Below are 22024 nucleotides of genomic sequence, written 5' to 3'. Positions count from 1 at the left end.
GGATTCAAAACTCCCGGCCCGCATATTCCGCCATCCTTTTTTTACAACTCGCCCCGGTCGACGAAAAAAAGGGAAACATCCCATGCAACTGAGACATTCCCCCTTTTCGATGATATGAGAAAGTTTTTCGAAAAAGCGCCGGCGGTGCGGATGCAGCCCGCGAAACAGGCTGCCATCCCGATGGCAAAGCACCGCCGTCACGCTTGGTTACTTCATGGTATTATCCGGTATCACGGGGACATAGAGGTAGCTATCGTACTCGCCACCGGTGTAAATGCGATGACGCCCGGCATTGTGCGTGGCCGGCGAAACAACCACCTCGGCCGGGTCGGCACACTGGGTGGCGTTGCCCCCGACGGTCATCATCTCGACCGGCTGCCCCGGCATATAGGTGAACCCGTCGCGCGGAACCGAAATCGAAGCCGAGCCGAAGGGAATGGCCGCATTGGCCGGCTGATAGGCCCCCACGGTGAGTTGCAGTATTTCGCCCTCGTCGAAGTAGAGCCCCATGGGCCATATCTCAATCTCGACGGGAACAATCTCGCCCGGTTTCAGTTTCTGTTCGGTGGTAAAGGTGTAATAAGGTTCGGCCTCGGTCGAGCGAGCCTCGTCCAACTGGCGCATCGACACCCGCATCAAGCCCGTGGCGGCAATGAGGTTGCCCGTGCGGTCGGGGAGCGGCTGGCCGTCGCGCGAGAGTTTCTCTACCCGCACGGCCAGGTCCATGTCGTCGTGGTCGGGGGCCGATACCCACAGGTGCAGCTTCATGTAGCCGGTAATCTCGGTAGGCCGCTCCATGCGATAGCGGTAGGTCACCTCGTGGCGGGCACTGTCCGACTGATATTCGCTCACGGCCTGGTCGGCAGGCAACGAGGTGAGCAGGGCACTGTCGGCAGCCGACAGATAGAGTTTGTGGTACTGGGTACGGGCCAGCGGGAAATCCTCCTCGGCACGGCCCACGATGTCGGTACCCCCGGGATTCAACACCGACAGGCGTACCCGCGGTGTCTGCTCCCAACCGTTGTCGATACCCTTCAGGTAGTGGTCGAAGAAGCGGCGCAGATCCTCCACATTCTCGGGCGTGTAATAGTCGAACCACTCGCTGGTGTTGTGCACCCGCAGCCACTTCTCTTTCGAAGCCATGCGGCGGAACCCGGCAAAGGAGCCGTGTGTGTGCACCGAGTTGGTATAGCTGGCCACGACGTAGGCCGGAATCTCGATATTCTCGACCCGGGCCGCCTTGTCTTCCCAATAGTCGCACATGAAGGGACGCTCGACAATCATGCGGGGCTGGTCCTCGAGCATGCCGTGGGCCGAGGCAAAGGTTTCGGCAATCATCTCGGGAAACTCGGGAGCCGGTATGCCGCCCCGCGTACCCGACTCGCGGTAGTGGTCGCAGAATCCCTCCCAGGGAGCGATGGCAGCCAGATGCTCGGGACGCTCGGCTGCAATGAACCATTGCGATACGGTGAGCCACGAGTTACCCGTCATGCCCACCTTGCCGTTGCTCCACTTTTGCGAAGCTATCCAGTCAATCACATCGCACCCGTCAAGAGCATCCTCGTGCCCCCAGTAGAGCAGATTGCCCTCCGACATGTAGGCACCCCGTTTGTCGGGGTTGACAATGGCATAGCCATGAGCCACCCAATAGGCCGGGTCGGGACCTTCGAACTTCTCCAACCCCGAGGTGGCCGACAAGGGCACCCCCGAACGCATGGGCACATCGTCGAGCATCTGCCCACCTATCTCCTTGCCATAGGGACTCCACGCCAACAGGGCGGGGCAAGCCTCGTCGCCCACGGGGCGGAACACATCGGCATAGATAGTCACGCCGTCGCGCAGCCGGATGGGCACATCGCGCTCGAGCAAAATATCGCACGGCAGCGGCATGGCACCTTCGCGGCGCACACTGCCGGCCTTCAAAATCAGAGTATCGGGATTGAACCCCGGATAGCGCACCCGCGGTGCATCTACCGGTAAAGCCTTGCGAAGAGGAACTTTCATCTCTCGCCCCTGGGCATCGTGCAGCGTAACCTCCTGACGGGCCGGCACACCGCACTGCGTGCAAAGGGCCATCAGCGCCAAAGCGCCTGTATACATCCATTGCCTGGTCATATCGTAATCCTTTTTTATCGGTTAAACATTTCGCTCTTTTGTGAGGCAAATTTCGTCAATCTTTCTCGGTTGCCATTGTTAAATCAAGAGCCGAAATTGGTTAAATACTGAACATTTCCTATCTTTAGCCGCATCAATCTTACCACCCTGAGCCATGACCGAAAAAATCATACGACTGAGCGAACTTACAGAATACCACCAGGTAAAAGAGGTATACGAAAACAGCCTGGCCTGCTTCGAGATGAACAGCCATTTGGTAAACATCGACACCATACCGCCGGTATTTGCCGACATCTTTTCGGTAGTGTTGATTCGGCAGGGGTCGGCCACCTTCTCGCTGAACTATCGCGACTACACCGTGGGCAAGGACGACATGCTGCTCTTCTGGCCCAGCCTGCTGGTATCGCTCACCCGGCAGAGCCCCGACTTCGTGGCCCTGCATCTGCTGTGCGAGCGCACCCTCTTCGAACGGCAACTGACTACCGACCCGGCCTACCAGCAATACTCGCTCTTCTTTTTCCAAGCTCAGTCGCCCATCCTTCACCTGCCCGACCATCTGGCTCAAAATCTGGCCGACGACCTGCGGCAGCTCGCCCGCCACATCGTTACACCGGGGCCCTACCAGGGTAACAGGCTGCAACACCTGCTGCACGTCGTGATGCTGCAAGTGCTCGAGCGGATTGCCCATCGGACCGATGCGGCTACTCCACTCTCCCACCCCGAGCGGCTGTTCCAGCAATTCATCACGCTGCTCACCCGCCACTACAAGCGCGAGCACACCATCGACTTTTACGCCCGCAGCCTCTCCATATCGCCCTCTTACCTCTCGCGCATCATTCGCCAGACCACCCACAAGACGGCCGGCTACTTTATCAACGGGCTGCTCTATGCCGAGGCGTGCCGCCTGCTGCGACACACCGACCGCACCATACAAGCCATTGCCGATGAACTGAATTTTTCGGACCAATCGGCCTTCGGCAAGTTCTTTAAGACCAATGCCGGACTGTCGCCTCTGCGATACCGAAACCGAAGCGTAAAATCATAGGCACAAACAACAATCTATTTTACAGAAACTTAACAAAGCATATCACAGTGGAAGCCCCTTCTGAAAATCTTTTTCACATTGCTAAAAATAGGTTAAACCAACCTGTTAAAAAACAATAAAAAGAATATATGCTTTTATGTTTTTCGTAAAAGTGTATTCTATATTTATCCCCCCAAGAGAAAATATATAGAATAGTTAATCGTATAACTCACTTTTTATGCAAAAAATCTACTCGACCCAAGGGGATATGTATTCCGTAAAAAACAGCGGTTTCACCCCGACACATACCATCCGATAAAAATCATCCATATTCTAATTTCTAACCGTATGGAGGGGCCTTGACGTCGGGCTCTTCCCTACCTTTAACTCACTTTTTTATATGAAAAAATTACTATTACTCCTCCCCCTGTGGCTGCTGGCTACCAGCACTTTTGCAGCCGACGAGATGTTATCCAACCCGGGATTCGAAGACTCCTCTTCCAACTTCCTCTTTGGAACCACCTTCGACGAATGGAGTACCACAGGAATCACCGTGGATGTAGAATCTACCGACAAGGTCGAGGGTGAACAGGCCCTGAAAGTTACCAAAGCTACGCGAGACGAAAGCTATTTGAGCCAAGAGATTGCCGGCAACTTCGAGCCGGGAGCCACCTACCGCCTGCGTATCAAGTACAAGGTGCTGACTTCGCAAAACGGCAGCGACGTCAAACTGAACTGCTATTGGGAATCGCCGCGCGACGGTGAGCTCGAACACGACAGCGACAAGCTGAAAACCGACTTCTTCACCGCCGACTCCTGGACCGAAAAGACGGTCGAGACTACCTTCCCCGAAGGGGCTACCCGTTTCTACTTCAACGTGATGGTGGCCAAGAATGCCTCTGTGCTGTTCGACGACTTCAGCTTCCAGAAGACCGAAGGCAGTGCACCCGTCCCCACCGAACCTACCCTGACGGTATCGCCCACCACCTTTACCGAGCTGTCGACCCAACTCAACAAGTCGGTCGACTACCCCACCGTCACCATCACCCAGGCCAACCTCGACAAGCCGGTGACCATCACCCTCACGGGTAAGGACGCCAAGCACTTCAGCGCTTCGGTACAATCGACCACCGAGCCCTCGCAAGCCGTAGTCTTCACCTACAACCCCACGGTTATCGGCCGCCACACGGCCACGGTCACCATCGAGAGCGCCGGCCACTACGAGCTCACGCAGACCTTCCAGCTGAAGGGCTACTGCATCGACCCCAACAACCCGCCCTCGATCTCGATCGAACCGGCCACCATCCCGGCCTTCACCGCCAAGGTCGACGAGAAGAGCACCGTAACGGCTACCCTCAACAGCCAGAACTGCATCGACTATGTGCGCGCCTCGATCGAACATATCGAAGGGGCGGCCTTCAGCATATCGAGCACCCTCTTTGTCAAGAACATCCCCAACACCGTAGTCTTTACCTTCGCCCCCAAACAGGCCGGTAAGTTCCACTCGAAGATTCACTTTACCACTCTCGAGGGCAAAGAGCTCGTTGTCGACCTCAACGGTACGGCTACCGCTGGCGATACCCCCGTCGAAGAGCCGCTGGTACGGAACTTCAACTGGGACATGAGCAACCCGCGCGAACGACTGTTCGAAACCTTCGACAGTGCCGTCAAGAACGAAAACCTGCAACTCGAAGGCTGGCAGAATGTGACCCGCGAAGGGAACCGCCCCTGGTGGGGATACGAAATCGACGGCGAAAAGATGGCCAAGGCCTCGGGCTACGTATATCAGGAACAAAGCGACGACCAGGTAGAGATGTGGATTGTAACCCCGCCGCTGAGCTACAAGACGGCCGGGAAGACCTTTACCTTCCGCGTCATGGGCGAAAACATCTTTGAGAACTGCCCCACCAAACTCGAGCTCTACTACATCGACACGATACCCAACACGCCCGTATTCTTCCAACCGCTGGAGGTAGGCATACCCGCATCGCCCGACCAAAACGGCGAATGGAACGAGCTCCATGTCAATCTGGAGGGACAGAACATCAGCGACGTCTTCTTCATGGCCTTCAAATATACCGGCCGCTGGGGCAATGAAAACGCCGTGACCTACTACATCGACGATATTGGCTGGGGCCGTACCGACCTGCCCGAGATGACCAGCGACTCGACCCACGTGTCGATGATAGCGGCTCAGGGCAAAGACCAGGTGAGCGGGAAAATCACCGTCTCCACCAAGAATCTGACCGAGCCCATCAAGCTGTCGCTCGGCGGAGCCAACCCGAGCAAATTCAAACTCTCGACCCAATCGCTCCCCACTACGGGCGGCTCGTTCACCGTATCGTTCAACAGCAACAATCTGGGCGTGCACGAAGCCTATGTGAAGCTCGCCTCGCGTGGTGCAGCCGACAAGTATATCCCCCTGTCGGTTCTCGTCAAGTCGGCCTCGGGTATCGACGATACTCACAGCCAGCCCGTCACCATCGCCCAGACGGAACAACGCCTCCACATCCAGGCCGAAGGGCTGCAACACGCGGCTCTCTATTCGATTGCGGGTGTACTGACAGGCCAATTTGCGGCCGAAGGCGAAACGATACAGACCCCCGAATTGCCCCGGGGTGTCTATATCCTCCAGGTAACGACAACAGCCGGTAAAACGACCCACAAGATTGTACTCCGCTAAAGTGTAAAAGGAGATACTGCGGCTCCCCCCGAGGAGCCCGGTATCGCTCCCGATAACCCTATCCGGCCCCGGCGCGCGACCAGTTCCACGCCGGGGCCGCTCTTTTCAAAGGGCTCGACGAGCATCACAACCATCCCTACCCTCCCCCGCAGGTACCCCCGCAAAAAGTTTTTCAAAAAAAACAGCCAGGCCAACAAACAGGTAACTATTTGTTTCCTTGAAAGATAAAACGGCACTCGATTTTTTTTGAAAAAATTCTTGCCCGATATGTTGTGTAGAAAGAAAAAATGCCCTATCTTTGCCGTCGCAAAACCAAAATGGTGCGGTAGTTCAGCTGGTTAGAATACATGCCTGTCACGCATGGGGTCGCGGGTTCGAGTCCCGTCCGCACCGCCAGTAAAGCGAGGATGACTCCTTTACGAAAACAGAACATGGTGCCTGTAGCTCAGTTGGTTAGAGCATCGGATTGTGGTTCCGAGGGTCGTGGGTTCGAGTCCCATCTAGCACCCCACAAAAGGAGCGAGAACTTTTTGTTCTCGCTCCTTTTGTTTTACCCACTCCTTTGTAAAACCGGAGCAGTAGAGGGATAAGGGGATCAACGTAAAAACGGATCAACGTAAAAACCTGAGGGATTTATAAGATTAAGCATAAATTTTAGCTAGTCTGAACAAAAAGAACGCCTTATCCTTTACTCGGATCAACGTAAAAAACTGAGGAATCCGTGAGATTAAGCATAAATTTTAGGAGCAGTAGAAAATCGGTGGGGATAACCACACAGTTTAACGATTTTAAAAAAAAGGACTTTTGGAGAATAGGCGTAAAAAAACGTGGGATTCGCAAAGTCAGAACGCAGCAAGGATTAACACCAAAACAGGCCGCCCTCAAAAATTCTGAGAACGGCCTGTTTACAGACTCTACAATTAGATAAACCTTATCTCTTTATCTCGGACAGATGGCTCAATAGAACTTCGACATCGGATAGATGTTCACCGGATAACTGCCCTTGTTTTCGAGATTCATCACCAGCTTCGGCTCATCGCCGCTGCAATCGTAGACGAGGATATTCCCGTCGGAAATCCGGGCCTCGTTCAGGTCGTTCGATACCGATACATAGAGCAGATTCTTGTTCGGGTCGGCTACAACGTTGCAGGTCAGATACTCGGCTTGCGGAGCATCGTTTTTCACCTGGATATACTCCTCGATTTTCCACGTCTTGAGCGAGATGCGGCTCACCGTCAAGGTGCCGGCGGCAAAGTAGAGGTAGTCGCCGGCCAGCGTCACGCCCGACGAGTTCATAAACTCGGCCGAGATGTCGGCACTGATGGGTTTCTCGAGTATGACGCTCATGGTCTCGGTGTCGACAAAGGTGAGATAACTTTTCAGGCTGCCCGAGCGGCCGCAGGTAGCCACCACGATTTCGTGGTCGCCCGTGCGACAGATGCCGCTGATAAATTCGCCCGAAAGGTCGAGCGAACGGGTCAACTTGTTGCTGTCTTTCGTGAACTCGAAGAGCTGGGTATTGGTCCAGAATCCCCCGCCGGAACAATAGAGGTGATCGCCGATGACGGTCATGCCGCGTGTGCCCACAACGGTCTCGATTGTATTCCCCTGGTTGCCGAAGTGGTATCCACCCTCCACGAGAGTCAACTCGCCGGTCTCGGTATCGAGGCGGAACATGCCCTGTCCGTCGGCCAGAAAGAGGTTATGCTCGTCGATAACGGCCAGATTCTCGAGCGGCGTGACCAGCGGCAACGAGTCGACCACCTCGAGCGAGCCCTCGGGTTTATGAAACTTCAGGTCCTTGAAATGGAATACCTTCTCGCGGCGGAAGGTCTCGGCATCGACAATGACGATAGTCCCGTCGCCCGGCTCGCTGTTTCCCAAATCGGGCACCTCGGTATTGTTGCTCATGATGTAAATCTTGTTTCCATAGAGGTAGAGATCTTGCGACGTATTGCCGCAGGCCGAACCGTTGACAGTACGGTAGACATTCTGCTCGACCTGCCCCTCGGGCGAAATCCAGGTGACCGAGCCGTTCTCCAGACGCGGGGCTCCCTGGTTGAGAATCAACACTCCGTCGGGCGAAGCATATCCGCCGAGAGCCGTGGGCGGATTAGTGCCGCCACCGCCCGTATTACCACCGTTACCTACAAGTTCGGGGTCGGACGAGCAACCGCCCGCCGCAACCATGGCCCCCGTCAGCACGAGGGCTGCAATCCATCTGTTATTCATTGCGCAAAACATATTTCTTACAGATTACTGACGACCGGCCGGGAAATAGAAGCCGGCGGGGAAGTGGGTATAGTTTTCGTATTTGACGGCCGGAGCCTCGGTGCTGGTGGCAAAGTCGAATCCCCAGATCTGGTTCTGCCCGAAGAGGGCATACGATTTGAGGGTATTGATGTAGACACGTCCCGACTTGGGGTGCACGCCCAGTCCGTTGTAACGGATGCCGGCGTTCTTGTCCAGAGCAGAGAGGTCGACCATCCATTGCTCGGCCTCGAGACCCGAGTCGGCCTTGAGATCTTCGCTCTCGTCGAAAGGCAGACAGTAGACCGTCACCCCATCGGCATAGTAGAGGTTGTTGCCATAGGCGGCGAAGGCCTCGCCCGACGAACCCACGGCCGGTTCAACGCCTATGCGGCGCTGAATCATCGAGCGGTCCGACAGGTTGAACTTGCCGATGGCAATCTGTCCCGAGCCTACGGTCGTCGAGGTAGAGGTCATCACCCACATCCGGCCGTCGTCGGCGCCCTGAATGCCCAGCACACGGTTGATCATGCAGGGGATGCTGTACGGGAACGAAATCGACGTCACGGCATCGCTCTCGGTCGAGAGCTCGAGAATCTTGCTCAAATAGCCCGACTTGAAGGTGTAGGCCTTGCCTCCCATCGTCACGAAGCGGCTCTTCGGCGCACCGTCCGAACCGGTCACGAAGGTCAGCGACTTGGCCGTGGGGTCGAAACGGTAGATACCGGCGTTGTCGCGGATATAGAGATGCTGCTCGTCGAGCACGGCGATATGCGTGGGCCAGTCGAGCCCCTGCAGGTCGTCGTTCGTGTAGGCGGCCGTCCGCTTCAAGGTGTGGGCATCGGCCACCACCAGCATGCCGTCGTTTTCGAACACCATGCCGTTGGGGTTCTTGTTGCCATTCTGCGAGATGATATAGACCTTGCCGTTACAGAACGCCATGTCCTGTGCCACGTTGCCCAGCTCGGTACCGTTGACCGTCTTGTAGGCATCGGCCACCACATACCCCTCGGGCGAAATCCAGGTGAGCGAGCCGTTCTCGGTAGTCATGTTCCCCTCGTTGAGCACAAAGACCCCGGCCGGGTCGTCAAAGGCATTCAGGCAATACAGCTCCACCTTTTGCGAAAGGTTCTTCCCGCCTGCGCCCGCTACCGTGACGGTGAGCGTAGCTTTTGTTTCGGCATCGGCCGTGGCCGAGATTTCGATTTTCCGGGCATCCTGGTCGACCGTTGCACTCCACCCGGCGGGCAGCGATTCGGTCTTGACCGACTGCACATGCTCTGCCGCATAGGCAATCTCTACTTGGGTATCGGGAACCACAAATACCGGCACATCGGTTGCAACAGCCGTTGTCCACTCAAACTTCGGGTCGGGCATCGGTTCTTCACTCTCTTTCGAGCAACTGCCCATAATCAGAGCTACCGCTACCAGCAGCACGCCCCACATCTTTCTTACTTTCATCATTCTACTTTTGGATAAAAATCTATTATTTAACAGGTTATTGAAAATTTGCAAAACAAGGTCCCGGGCTGGAGAAGAGACGGCAAGCCCGGCCGTTGCCATATTGTCAAGACGGCAACGCGTCGTGCCTGCCTGTTCCCGGGCAGATGCCCCAACAGGTTTACACAGTACCCCGACACGGGTTATGAATGGCTCGAAAAGCCTGAAAAAAGTATATAGCATTTACGTCGTACATTTAACCGTCCTGTCCACGGGCTCGATTAAAAACAAAAACTGACGGCAGGTCTTCTGACTGACTCCCCACTCGAGGCCTTCCCGATATTGCAATCAGTGGCGTATAGAATTCGAGCGGTTGGCGGAGCTTCACAGCAGCGGGACTGTCCGGGATTTTCACCCGATTCCCTTTTAATCCTCGAGGCCCGGCGGGCCTTTTGGAACCAATCGGCTGTAAAATTAGTATTTTTTTCTGGAGAAAGATAACTTTTTGCTTCCTACTTCAAACAGATTGTATATGGTGCAGCTTATAGTCTTTATCCTCAGCGGTCTTGACAACACACTCCCCCCACAAAAAAAGCATGAGCGCATATAGCCGAGATGCGGCTGTATGCGCTCATGAGTTTCTCTGAAGAAGTTTTGCCGGTTCTCTCCTACACCGGCTCCATTTTTTTCTATACTGCCAAACTTATCTTACCAGAACCTTCTGGCCGCCGATAATGTAGAAACCGTTCGGCAGATTCTCGGCAGCAACCTCCCGAGGTACGTTGGCCCGCACCTTCATGCCTTGCAAATTGAAGACATCGACACGGACACTTCCCGAATCCACACGGTCGGAGACCACAGACTCGATGCCCGAACTCGCCGATTGCCCCTCGAGTATCCAGGCATTCAGCTCCTTTACCCGGGTCGTGGCCGAGGCAAAGGCTTCGATGCCGTTGGCATCGGCTTCGGTGGGGAAGACACGGATGGAGGTAGCCCACTTGTCGTTCACGAAGATGTCGAGGATGGAGTGGTCGATAAAGATATTTATCTTCAGCTCACTCCCCACGGCCGGACGCTCGGGCAAGATGCAACGATAGACACCGTCGTATACGCCGGCGTCGTTGGTCAACCGAGGCAGGGCGCTGAAGTCGGCCACGAGTTCACCCGTTGCCGGAGTGTACGAAACAACGGCCTCGGCACTGCCGCTCTTGAAGATGTGGAAACCGAAGTCGGAGGCACCCACCTCGAATGTGCCGCATATCTCGACCGAGCGTCCGCTCACAGGCGAGAGGTCGAGAGTACCGTTCAGGTCGAACCCCGTGCGGGTAAAGGTGGTCGTGGTGCGTAACCCGGTCAACCCCTCATAAGGTTTCTGCGACAGCGAGCCGTCCTCAGCAATAGACCACTCGCGGGGCAACGAATAGCAGTGAGCCCAACCCAGGTTCCAGTTGGAGACCGACGACAACTTGTCGGGGACAATGCCCAGGGCAATCACCTTGTCGTTGTGCCGATAGATGGTGGGCGACAAGAGACCGAAGCCGTCGCGGGAGTTCAGCTCGACCAGACGCGGTTGCGAAGAATCGGCATCGGGCACAAACTTTCCATCGGCGGCAATCGAGCCCGTCCAGTACAGGGTGTGAACACCTTGCGATGTGTTGAGCGGCGTGACGGTGAACAGCCATCGGCCGTCGGGCATCGGGGTGATGTTGGGCATCTCCCAGAAGGTACCGGCTTCGGCAGCCGACGAGCCCGTGAAGAAGAGGTCGCCGTCGTTGCTCCACATGCCGGTGAGCGGGTTGTAGCGATGCAGAGTGGTTGTGCCTACCCCATTCTTCGAAGAGCCCACAATGATGTAGGCGTTGTCGCCGTTGCGGAAGAAATAGGGGTCGCGGAAATCGTCGGAGAGTCCGCTAGGGCGACCACCGATAATGGGGTTGCCGGGCAGTTTGCTCCACTCGTTCAGGTTGTCGGTGACAGGTGTGGCCTGCGCAATCGTGGCCTTGGCATAATCTACGGCCGTATAGAGGATGTTGGGCTCTCCACCCGTCACCTCATCGTCGGCAAAGACACAGCCGCTCCAGCAGCCCTTGATGTCGTAGGCGTCGCCGGGAGCCAGGGCAATCTTCTCCTCCCGCCAGTCATAGAGGTTTTCGCTCGAGATATGTCCCCAATGCAAGCGGGCCATGTAGGGGCCGTCGGCATTCTTCTGGAAGAAGAGGTGGTAGCGGCCGTCGGCATAATACATGCCGTGGCATTCGTTGGTCCACCCGGCGGCAGGCATACCGTGGAAACGCGGACGCAGCAAATCGTCGGCAAAGCGCGAGGCCGGTATATCGAGGTCGGGCTCATGCTCGGGTTGCCAGGTCTGTATCTCGTCCAGCGACTTGGCCTCGTTCCAAATCGAAATATCGTCAATCAGTCCGTTGAACGACATCAGCTCGAAGGGGCCCGACAGGCGGGACTCGGAGCCCTGCCCCATGTAAAACGAACCGGCGGCAAACGAGACAGAACCGTTGGCCCGGCTCGAGCCTACCTCCACCCCGTTGTTGTAGAGCTTGATCGACCGGTTGTCGCAGTCGATTACGGCCACCAGGTTGTTCCAGCTATACGTGGGGAGCGGCGTGCTCGCCTCGATACTTACCGGCCAACCGCCGATGTAGGTCTCGAAACTGTACTTGCCGTTAAAGCCGAGGTAGAAACCGAAGCCCGTCTTGCTGTCCCGGTCGAGACAGGTGACGATGGGGGTCTTCTCCGACGTATCGGTATCGATTTGGATAATGGGATAGCACGGGAGGGCCACCCATACCGAGACGGTCATTTGCGTGGCATCGGCAGCCAGGATATTGTCCAGACGGGCATCTACCCGCGAGGTATAGCCGTCGAACCTTAAGGCGGCACCTACGGCTCCGTCGACATTCTCGGGGGCGAAATTTCCCTCGACCGTAAAGCGGTCGCCACTGATACGCTCCTCGATCTGCCCGGAATCGACATTCATAGGAAAATGGGCAACCAGTTCGGCATTTAACGACAACGCCGACGCCATGGCGGCAATAACTGAAAATGATTTAATCCGATTCATTGATACAAATTCTTTTGAGGTTTGGCTGGATACGACACAGATGACGCACCTCGACAGAGAGGGTTACGCCATCTGTGTTTCAATAAGTTTTATTTCAGATAATCGAGAATGTTCATAGTCAACTGCTCGATGTTGTGCTGATAGGGATTGGTACCCGAGTTCTGGTTCCACTCATAGGCGGCAAAGCCGTTGGCGATGCAACGTCCGTGCTCGGCATTGGCATAGAACTCGACCAGACCGGCCACGCAGTGGTCGCGCACATGGCCCCAGGTGGCCAGCACGAGGGCGTTGGTAGTCACCTCGAAGTTGCGAATCACGTCGGGGTAGTTGCCTTTCCCGTAGATGTTGCAATCCCACAAGCAGTTGTGGTCTTCGCGTTGACCGGGACCGATGAGCGGCAGGCTGTTGTAGCCGTAGTTGTTGGGGTCTTCCATCGTGAGGCCCTCGTATACGGGGTGCGAGGTGCGGTCGTAGAATCCCTGGTCGCTGCCGTTGCGGAAGTCCCAGCCCAGGTAGGGATTGATGGTCCATACGTCGGTACCTGTCCCGCCTTCGCCGTTACCGTAGGTTGTGGGAGGCATGGTCGACGGCACGAAGCCGAGGGGTACGGTGAGCTGCGTAGCCATGTTCGAGAGGTAGAGGCTGCCGCCGTTGGCCGAGTATTGGCGCAGAGCGGCGATGGTCTCGTCAGAGGTTATCTCGGCCGGCAGGTTCTCCCACCCGAGAGGCAACCCCACGCGGTCTATCTCGATCCAGAGCACGGGATAGATGTCGGCATCCAGGTCGGCAAGCTGCGAGGGTTGGATGAGCTCGGCATTCTCCTGCTCCATGAACCAGGCGGCCGCAGCCCGCTCGTCGTCATCGGGGAGCTGCTGGATGGTGGCGGCAGTCATCAGGTAACCCATCTTGGGGGTGATGTAGGGAACCGTCACCTGTACCGAAGTACCCTTCGACGTATAATACTCGTCATATACCAGGGCCACGGTGTAGGTCAACTCCTGGTCCATCGGCTGGCCCTTCATCTCGCACGAGGTAGCCGACGCCTCCAGCACGACGGCGGCATCGGCCTCGTCGGCTCTGAAGACCTTGACGGCCGTAATGCCCTCTTCGTCGGGCAGGGTCCAGTTGAGTGTAACGGTACGGCCGCTCACCGAAGCCTCGAGGTCGGTCACATTGGCCAGCTCGATATAGGGAATCGTAGCCGTCACCGAGACACCCTCGGATACATAGCCTCCGTTGTAGAGGACTTTCACCGTGTAGAGATACTCCTCTTCCATAGGCTGCCCCTCCACCGAATAGAAGGTTACGCTCCCCTCGAGGCGTGTGGGGTTCGACGAGTTGCCGTTGGTAATCAGCAATACCCCCTCTACCCCATCGGCTGCGGGCAGACTCCACGAAAGATTGACCACATAGCCGTCGATGTCGGCTCTCAGGTTACTCACCTTTTGCAAATCCGGAATTTCGGTATAACCGGTCGGCTCAAATTCCGAGCATGCACCAAACATACCGCACAGCGTGGCAAGCAGTATGAAAATGCCATAAGATATTTTTTTCATCGTACTTTCTGATTTAATGTGTTATTTATACAAGTCTCCTGCATTGTCTACCTGGTTGACAGGAATCGGGAAATAGATTTCGTCGCTCGAGAGGTTGGCTCCCTGATAGTAGGTCCGAATTTTCCCTTCGGTTTCGTAGTAGTTGTTTACCGTTTCGACTACCGTACCCCAGCGCACGAGGTCGAACCAGCGCAGACCCTCCATGGCCAACTCGAGGCGGCGCTCCATGCGCACAGCCTTGCGGGCATAGTCCTGATTCCAGCCCGTAGCCGGATATTCGCTCACCTTGTAACTGGCCACCATGGGGTTGCAGTCGATGGGTTCGTACGAAGCGTCGACCGAGCGGGCGGCCTTGCGGCGCACGTCGTTGATGAGGGTGCGAGCCTCCTCGAGATCCTTGTTCTGCTCGATCAGGGCCTCGGCCTTCATCAGCAGCACGTCGGCGTAGCGGATGAGCAGACCGTTGAGCGACGAGGCCCCCCAGGGCACGATACCGGGTTTGACATAGGGCGACTCGGGTGCCGGATAGGGCTTTTTGCCCGAATACTGTCCGTAGAGCTCGAGGTTGCGGCACCACTTCTCGTTATACTGGTGCGAACGCCACGGCATCCCGATACGGCCTACCGTAAAGTCGAGACGGGGGTCGATGTTGCCTTCGAAATCGGCACGGTCTACATTCTGGTCGTCGGGAGCACCATCGAGATAAGGCAGACCATTTTCGTCGGTACGGAAGGCGTTGACCAGATCTTGCGAAGCCAGATAGAAGTCGTCGCCGTTGCCATAGAGGTTGCCTTCGGACCAGGTACAGTTCAGACAGTTGTTGTAGTTATACTGGTCGGGCGAGTTGGCCGACGAGAACTGGATGGCCAGTATCGACTCGTACTGGTTGTTGTACTCGGGTTTCGACATGTCGAGGAAGTTGGGATAGAGCTCGTACTGATGGCTGTCGATTACGTAGCCGGCATAGGTCTCGGCTTCGGCCCAATCGGAGGTGAAGAGGTCGACACGAGCCAGCAGGGCAGCCGCCACATAGCGGTTGAAGCGGCCCACCTCGGCCTGCGTTGGGGGCAGTATCTCGTAGCTGTCGCGCAAATCCTGTTTGATAAACTCGGCAATCTGCTCGCGCGAATACTGGTCGGCCCGGCATTCGCTGGGGTTCACGACGGTTTCGTCGAAGTAAGGGAACTTTTCAAAGATGCGCAGCATATCGAAGTAGAAGTATGCCCGCAACGTCTTCATCTCGGCCACATACGAGTTTTTCTCCTGGTCGGAAATCGAGGTAGAAGCCTGGATGCCGCGGATGGCGGTGTTGCACCGGCTGATCGAATAGTAGTTGTTGCGCCATTTGAAGGTAACCACATCGTTGTCGCTCTGCACATTGCCAATCTCGAGCTGGTGGATGTAACCCTCCATGGTCACACCGTCGCCCCCCTTGAGGGCGTCGTCGGACCGCACGTCGAATACCCAGTTGTTGATAGGGCCGGCAAACGACTCGTTATTGCCGAAATAGTGGTTGAGCAGCGACGCATAGGCCGAGGTCATCAGGTCGAGAGCCTCCTCGTCGCCAATCTGTTCGTCGGTAAACGTACCTTGCGGTTTGGTGTCGAGCATATCCTCGCATGAATTCATGGTCATGCCCATTGAAAGGATAGCTGCAACCCATATTGCTTTTTTTGCTATGTTTTGTATCATGTTCATGGTTCGTCGTTTTGAATGTTAGAACTGGAAATTCACGCCCACCGTAAAGGTGCGGGGACGGGGATATGCACCATTGTCGATGCGTGCACCATACTCACCGGGAAGGATTTCGGGGTCGAGACCCGTATAGGAGGTGAGGGTAAAGACATTCTCTACCTGCCCGTATACCTCGAGGTTCGAAGCACCTATCTTCTTGATGAGATTCTTGGGCAGTGCGTAAGAGAGTTTCAGGTATTTCATCTTCATGTAGGAACCGTTCTCCACGTAGTACGACGAGAAGCGGCTCTCGTTGTTGTCGTCGGTCAGCGACAGGGCCGGAATATCGGTATCGGTATTGGTCGGGGTCCAGGCATTCAAGATCTCTACCCCGCGGTTGGTCGAGAGGTTGCCGTAGTTCATCGAGAGCAACTGACGCTTCATGTGGTTCTGGATGTCGAATCCGAAATCGCCGGCAAAGAACATGTCGAGCGAGAAGTTCTTGTAGCGGAAGGTCAGGTTCAAGCCCATCGACAAGTCGGGGTTCGGGTCGCCGATGATGCAACGGTCGTTGTCGTCGATTACCCCGTTGCCGTCGAGGTCACGATAGATGAGTCGGCCGGGAGCCGCACCGGTCTGGGTAGCGTGGTTGGCCACCTCGACCTCGTTCTGGAAGATACCGTCGCACACATAGCCGTAGTAGACACCCATGGGCTGACCCGGGATGAGCCGTTGGTCTCCGCCGATGAAGTTTTGCCGCGAGTTGAGCTCGAGCAGTTTGTTCTTGTATTGGGCTACGTTGATTGAACCGTTCCACGAGAAGTCGCCATACGAGGGACTGTTGTAGCTGAGGGCGATTTCCCAACCTTTGTTCTCCATCGAACCGGTGTTCAGCCACATGGCCGCATTCTCGCCGGCCACGTCGAGGGCGGGCGGTATCGTCAGCATGTCTTTGGTCTTCTTGATGTAGTAGTCGGCACTCAGACCCAGAGCTCCGCTGAAGAACTGGAAGTCGGCACCGATGTTGTGCTGATAGGTAGTCTCCCACTTCAGCTCGGGATTACCGGTGCTCGAGAGGGTGATGCCCGACGTGGTAGACGAGTTGGTTCCGCTGATGTCGTAGGCACCGTTGCCCGTATTGAAGATGTAGGTCGAGTAAGCCGGGTAGAGCGAGGGGATATTGGCGTTACCGTTCTGTCCCCAGGAGTAGCGGACCTTCAGGTCGCTGAGCACGTTGTTCTGGGGGAAGAACTCCTCCTGCGTGGGTCGCCAGGCCAGTGAGAAGGCCGGGAAGATGCCGGCGCGATAGCCTTTGGCAAAGCGTGAGTTTTCGTCGCGACGGATGGTGAACGATGCCAGATAGCGGTCGGCATAGTTGTAGTCGACTTTACCGAAGAGCGAAAATACCGACCATTGCGTCTTGCCGCCGCCGTTGCTGCGGGTACCCGTACCGGCGCCTATCTGCATGTAGTCGGGGTCTTCAAAGGCATACCCTTCGCGCGAAGCCGACAGGTCGCGGAACGTATAGCTGATGGCCTCGGTTCCGAGCAGCACGGTCAGGTGGTGCTTGTCGGCAAAAGTCTTGTTGTAGTTGGCGGTATTGGTCCAGGTCCAGGTATCGCCCTGACCGTATACGCTCGACACGCTGTTTACATCGCCGGGATTCACCGTACGGCCGAGCGTGTGGTTGAAGTATTGGCTGTGCTCGATACCGATATTGGTCTTGAGCGAGAGTCCCTCGATGGGTTTCAACTCGAGGTAGGCATTACCCAGGATACGCCACGACGAGTAGTCGTTGTCCTTGGCATTCTCGATGAGCTGCACGGGGTTGGTCAGGTCCGAAGCAATCAGCTCCAGAGGACGGGCCCACGAACCGTCAAGACCGCGCACGGGCAGTGCCGGGTGCTGGCTCATGGCCGTGAACGGCACACCCCGGTCGCCGGCAACATCGACACCCCGGTTTTTCCAGTGGGCCAGCATGAGGTTCTCGCCCACCGAGATATACTTGTTGAAGTCGTATCGCGAGTTGATACGGGCCGAGTAGCGCTCGTAGAAGGTCTCCCGGATGTTACCGTCCTGGTTGATGTAGTTGAGCGAAAGCATCACCGAACTCTTGTCGGTATTGTTCGAGATAGAGGCGGTGAGGTTGTTGGTCCAGGCCGTGCGGTATACCTGGTCCTGCCAGTCGGTATTGGTGGTAGGATAGTTGGTATTGCCGGCCACGTAGGGTTGCAGCACCGGAGTCTCGCCGTTGCCATAGAGCACATGCGAGGGGGCGATGTTCGAGTTTTTCGAAGCAGCCCAGTAGGCTATGCCCCATTGGTTGGCATCGAGCATTTCGTAGCGGTTGGCAATCGTCTGGATGTTGGTCGAGTAGTTTACGTTGACCGTCATGCGGTCGCCCTTGCCCTGCTTGGTGGTGATGACTACCACGCCGTTGGCGGCACGCGAACCGTAGATCGAGGCCGATGCAGCATCCTTCAGCACCTGCATGGACTCGATGTCGCTCGGGTTGATGCAGTTGATGTTGTCGGTAGGCACACCGTCGATGATGTAGAGGGGGTCGTTGCTCGAGTTGGCCGTAGACATACCCCGGACACGAATCGTACCGGTACCGCCGGGAGCGGCATCGGGCACTACGTTCACACCCGGCAACCGGCCGGCCATGGAGCTCATGATGTTACCGGAGTTCTCGCTCAACGGCTCCTTCATGTCCATGACCGAGACCGCCCCGGTAAGGTCGGCTTTACGAACGATTTGATAGCCCACGACCACCACGTCGTCGAGCACTTCGGAATTTTCGCCCAGATGGATGGTCATCTCCGGCGTGGCTTTGGCCTCGGTCGGATTGAATCCAATGTACGAAAACTTCAAGGTTGCACCTTCAGGGACGGAGATGGTAAAGTTCCCGTCAATGTCGGTAGAGGCTCCGGTTTGGGTCGACTCACAAAGCACGGAGGCTCCAATGAGAGGCTCTCCGCCGGACTTTGAAAGGACCTTCCCATGCACAGTGATATTCTGTGCCTGCGCCATGATTGCCATAATAAACAGCAATGTTGCACTGAGAATTGTTCTTTTCATATTTATTTATTTTTATAAGAATTTCTATCGCAAAAATAGGTTACAAAAGCCCCCTGCCGTTATAAAAAATGTTGTACAAGTTATCAAAATTTAAGCGATGCACGTTTTTTGATAGAAAATGCCCCAATTTTAATAGTCGACCAAACGGCAAAAAAACGCACCTCTACGGTTGTATAGAGGTGCGCCACAACAGGATTAGTCGCAATGCCTATTGTTGTGCTCGATTATTTCGTCAGCTTGTTTCGAACCTCGGTAGGGGTCTCGCCATAGGTATCGCGATAGCATTTTGTAAAATAGGCCGGGGTAGAAAAACCTATTTCGTAGGCAATCTCGCTTACCGTTTTGTCGGTCGTGGTCAAGAGCTCGCGGCCCCGTTGCAAACGCAACCGACGTATCAGCTCAACCGGAGCGTAGTTGGTGAGCGACTTGATTTTGCGATAGAACTGAGAGCGTTCAAGCCCCATCCTGGAAGCTATCGTATCGACATTCAAGCTGGCATTGCCCATCTCTTCCTGGAATATATCCAGGAAACGGTTGTAAAATTCATTGTCGATATCGCCCGCAGGTGTGCTTTTGGCCGGCAAGGGTTTCCCCTCCTCCTTTCGATTGCCTTTCAGGACAGACGACGAGAGCCACAGCTCCTTTATCCGCTTACGATTGGCTATGAGACTGGCACATCGGGCTTTCAATACGGTACTGTTGAACGGCTTTGAAAGATAGCCGTCGGCTCCGCTGTCATATCCCTGAGCCCGCTGCTCGTCCATGGAGCAGGCAGTCAGCATCAAGACCGGTATATGCGATGTCGAAATCTCGTTTTTGATGCGCCGGCAACATTCCAATCCGTCCATTACGGGCATCATCACATCACAGATAACGAGATCGGGCACATACTTGACAGCCAACCGCACTCCCTCTTTACCGTTCGAGGCTGTAATTATGTTGTAGTCGGCCCCCATCAACTCACCGATAAGGAGCTGAATATCCCGGTTATCGTCGACAATGAGGATAATGGGCTTGTCCTCATCGAAGGTAATGTGCGTATCGATTACTTCAAATTCGGCCTCGACATCTTGCTCCTCGATTTCCTTACCGACATCGATTGTAGTTTCGGCCACATGCCTTACCGGCAAGGTCACCGTGAAAACCGAGCCTTTGTTCAACGTACTGTCTACGGTGATGCTCCCCCCATGCAACTCTACAAATGCCTTGGCGAGCGACAATCCTATACCGGAACCCTTGGGATGGACACGATCGACCTGATAGAACCGATCGAATATGTTGCCGAGGTCTCGCTCGCTTATCCCTTCGCCGGTATCGGAGACCTTGAACGTGAGGTCCGTACCATCGCATTCGTACGAGACAGTAATCGAACCATTGTCGGGCGTGTATTTGAACGCATTGGAGAGGAGATTGAAAAACACCCGCTCTATCTTTTCCAAGTCGATAGCCAGTGCCAGCCGCTCGTCGGCCGACGGGCCGACCAACGACAACTTTATATCGCGCTTGCGGGCTATGGCATAGAACGACTCCAGCCAGTCCCGGATACATTGATTGAAATCGACCTCGGACAAGTGAATATCCAGTTTCCCGTTCTCATATTTACGGAAGTCGAGTATCTGGTTGATCAGCCGCTGGAGTATCCTGACGTTCTTATCGGCTATTTTCATGAGCGTATGTTGCTGCGGCGTGAGGTTCTCGGCAGCGGCCAGTTGGGCAACCGGTTCCGAAATAAGCGTCAGCGGCGTACGCAAATCGTGCGACACACTGGTGAAGAACACCAGTTTGGCCTGAGTGGCTTTTTCGAGCTGCTCATTCAGCAACTTTTGCTTATCACGCTCCTCCTCAAGAAGTTTATTCTGCGACAAGAGCTCTTTCTGGTGCCGACTGCGCTGCCAGTAGGCCCGCAGCAGAAGGAACCCGACACCACACAACAGAACGATAATGGCTACACTGGCATAGAAGAGCGAGGTCTGCGAGGAGTGCTGAGCCCAATAATCATCGATTTGGACTTTCAACAACTCTATCTTATGAGTCTCCTCCTTCAACGTCTCGTTCTGCAACAGCAGAATATCGGCATTGCTCAAATCTACGGCCGACGAAACAGGCAAAATAGTCTCCTTTTTGTAAGGTTCGTCCTTCAAGATGGCAAGAGCCGTTTGAATGAGTCGGTGCCCCTCGGTAGGATACAAAAAGGTTGCGTCGATAATACTATCGGCAACGGCCTGTATGCCTATATTGGGAGCGGCATCGATGCCGATTATCTTGATATGGTCGCGTAGACCGAGACGACTCGCCACCTCCGACGCTCCGATGGCCATACGGTCGTTATGGGCATAGATGAGGTCTACATCGGGATAAATCCTCAATAAAGAGTCGGCAACGGGTATCGCATCTTCCTTGTTCCAGTTGCCGGAGACGCTGGCCAACAAGGTTCCACCCGACGCCACAAACTCCTTGACAAAGCCTTCGTGCCGGTCTTCGGCCGGAGTAGACCCCCTCAAGCCGAATATCTCGATGGCTTTTGCCCGGTTCCCGAGCAAGTGCTGCGCATAGTGGGCCGCCGACTGCCCAAGCCCCTTGTCGTCTACACCGATGCGGGCCGTATAAGAGTCGCTGTTTATATTCCGGTCAAAAATAACCACAGGAATCCCCCGCTTGTATACATCTTCTATAATAGGCGTAAGAGTCTCGGCTTCGTTGGGCGAGACGATGATGATGTCGAACCCGTTCTTGACAAAATAGTTTATATCGCTTATCTGTTTTTCACTACTGTCATCGGCCGACCGAATCTCCACGACAGCTTCCTTGTGAAACATAATCTCGCGGTTTATCTCGTCGTTCATCTTCATGCGCCAGTCGTCCTGGCTGCACTGCGAAACACCTATCCTGTATACTTTGCTCTGGTTACAACCGAACAAGGCCATCAATACTGCCAGCCAAAAACCGTATGATAAGATTCTGTACATCGTTATGTGTGCTTTGTATCCGCAAATTAAACTATATTCTCATAAAAAAAAGCGTGTATAAGGTATTAAAAATCGGGCATAACAACAAATTTGATAAACTATGCACGATTTTTTATAGCCTCCTCAAAGGTTAGTCTTTAACTTTGCATTACAAAA

At 55.2% G+C, this 22024-nt stretch carries 10 protein-coding genes, 2 tRNA genes and 1 riboswitch; of the genes, 4 read left to right on the top strand and 8 right to left on the bottom strand.

The window, feature by feature from the left end; genetic code table 11:
• Positions 1–207 precede the first annotated feature (207 nt).
• A complete protein-coding gene (locus Q1K76_RS09405; protein WP_087407681.1) occupies positions 208–2115 on the bottom strand; it encodes a CocE/NonD family hydrolase in 1908 nt (635 codons plus the stop codon).
• 154 nt (positions 2116–2269) lie between these two features.
• On the opposite strand from Q1K76_RS09405, the gene Q1K76_RS09400 reads away from it, so the two are divergent.
• The 4 genes from Q1K76_RS09400 to Q1K76_RS09385 all read left to right on the top strand — a co-directional run bounded on the left by Q1K76_RS09400 (position 2270) and on the right by Q1K76_RS09385 (position 6333).
• Positions 2270–3160, top strand: a complete 891-nt coding sequence (locus tag Q1K76_RS09400; RefSeq protein WP_087407682.1) for an AraC family transcriptional regulator — start codon at positions 2270–2272, stop codon at positions 3158–3160.
• A 379-nt stretch (positions 3161–3539) separates the two neighbouring features.
• The gene (locus Q1K76_RS09395; RefSeq protein ID WP_300132840.1) at positions 3540–5822 is read left to right on the top strand and encodes a carbohydrate binding domain-containing protein; all 2283 of its coding nucleotides are present in this window, start codon (positions 3540–3542) and stop codon (positions 5820–5822) included.
• A gap of 319 nt (positions 5823–6141) precedes the next feature.
• Positions 6142–6218 (top strand) — tRNA-Asp (locus Q1K76_RS09390).
• 38 nt (positions 6219–6256) lie between these two features.
• A tRNA-His gene (locus Q1K76_RS09385) sits at positions 6257–6333 on the top strand.
• A 446-nt stretch (positions 6334–6779) separates the two neighbouring features.
• On the opposite strand, the gene Q1K76_RS09380 is transcribed toward Q1K76_RS09385, so the two are convergent.
• The 7 genes from Q1K76_RS09380 to Q1K76_RS09350 all read right to left on the bottom strand — a co-directional run bounded on the left by Q1K76_RS09380 (position 6780) and on the right by Q1K76_RS09350 (position 21868).
• Positions 6780–8054: a DUF5074 domain-containing protein gene (locus tag Q1K76_RS09380; protein WP_258326991.1), complete on the bottom strand. Its 1275-nt coding sequence runs from the start codon at positions 8052–8054 to the stop codon at positions 6780–6782.
• Between the two features lie 24 nt (positions 8055–8078).
• Positions 8079–9536 (bottom strand): DUF5074 domain-containing protein, encoded by a 1458-nt coding sequence (locus tag Q1K76_RS09375; RefSeq protein ID WP_300132837.1) that lies wholly within the window; start codon positions 9534–9536, stop codon positions 8079–8081.
• 257 nt (positions 9537–9793) lie between these two features.
• A riboswitch (cobalamin riboswitch) is annotated at positions 9794–9990 on the bottom strand.
• Between the two features lie 225 nt (positions 9991–10215).
• A complete protein-coding gene (locus Q1K76_RS09370; RefSeq protein ID WP_300132835.1) occupies positions 10216–12591 on the bottom strand; it encodes a LamG-like jellyroll fold domain-containing protein in 2376 nt (791 codons plus the stop codon).
• 89 nt (positions 12592–12680) lie between these two features.
• Positions 12681–14147, bottom strand: coding sequence for a DUF4960 domain-containing protein (locus Q1K76_RS09365; RefSeq protein ID WP_300132832.1), 1467 nt, complete (start codon positions 14145–14147; stop codon positions 12681–12683).
• A 21-nt stretch (positions 14148–14168) separates the two neighbouring features.
• Positions 14169–15845: a RagB/SusD family nutrient uptake outer membrane protein gene (locus tag Q1K76_RS09360; RefSeq protein WP_087407688.1), complete on the bottom strand. Its 1677-nt coding sequence runs from the start codon at positions 15843–15845 to the stop codon at positions 14169–14171.
• Positions 15846–15863: 18 nt separating this feature from the next.
• Entirely contained in the window at positions 15864–18902 is a 3039-nt protein-coding gene (locus tag Q1K76_RS09355; RefSeq protein WP_300132828.1) for a TonB-dependent receptor, read from the bottom strand.
• 224 nt (positions 18903–19126) lie between these two features.
• Entirely contained in the window at positions 19127–21868 is a 2742-nt protein-coding gene (locus tag Q1K76_RS09350) for a substrate-binding domain-containing protein (RefSeq protein WP_300132826.1), read from the bottom strand.
• Positions 21869–22024: the final 156 nt, after the last annotated feature.

The organism is uncultured Barnesiella sp., from assembly GCF_946496565.1.
GTDB classification, from domain to species: Bacteria; Bacteroidota; Bacteroidia; order Bacteroidales; family Barnesiellaceae; genus Barnesiella; species Barnesiella merdigallinarum.
Note: the sequence above shows the minus strand (reverse complement) of the source record. Positions and strands in the feature narration are given on the sequence as shown.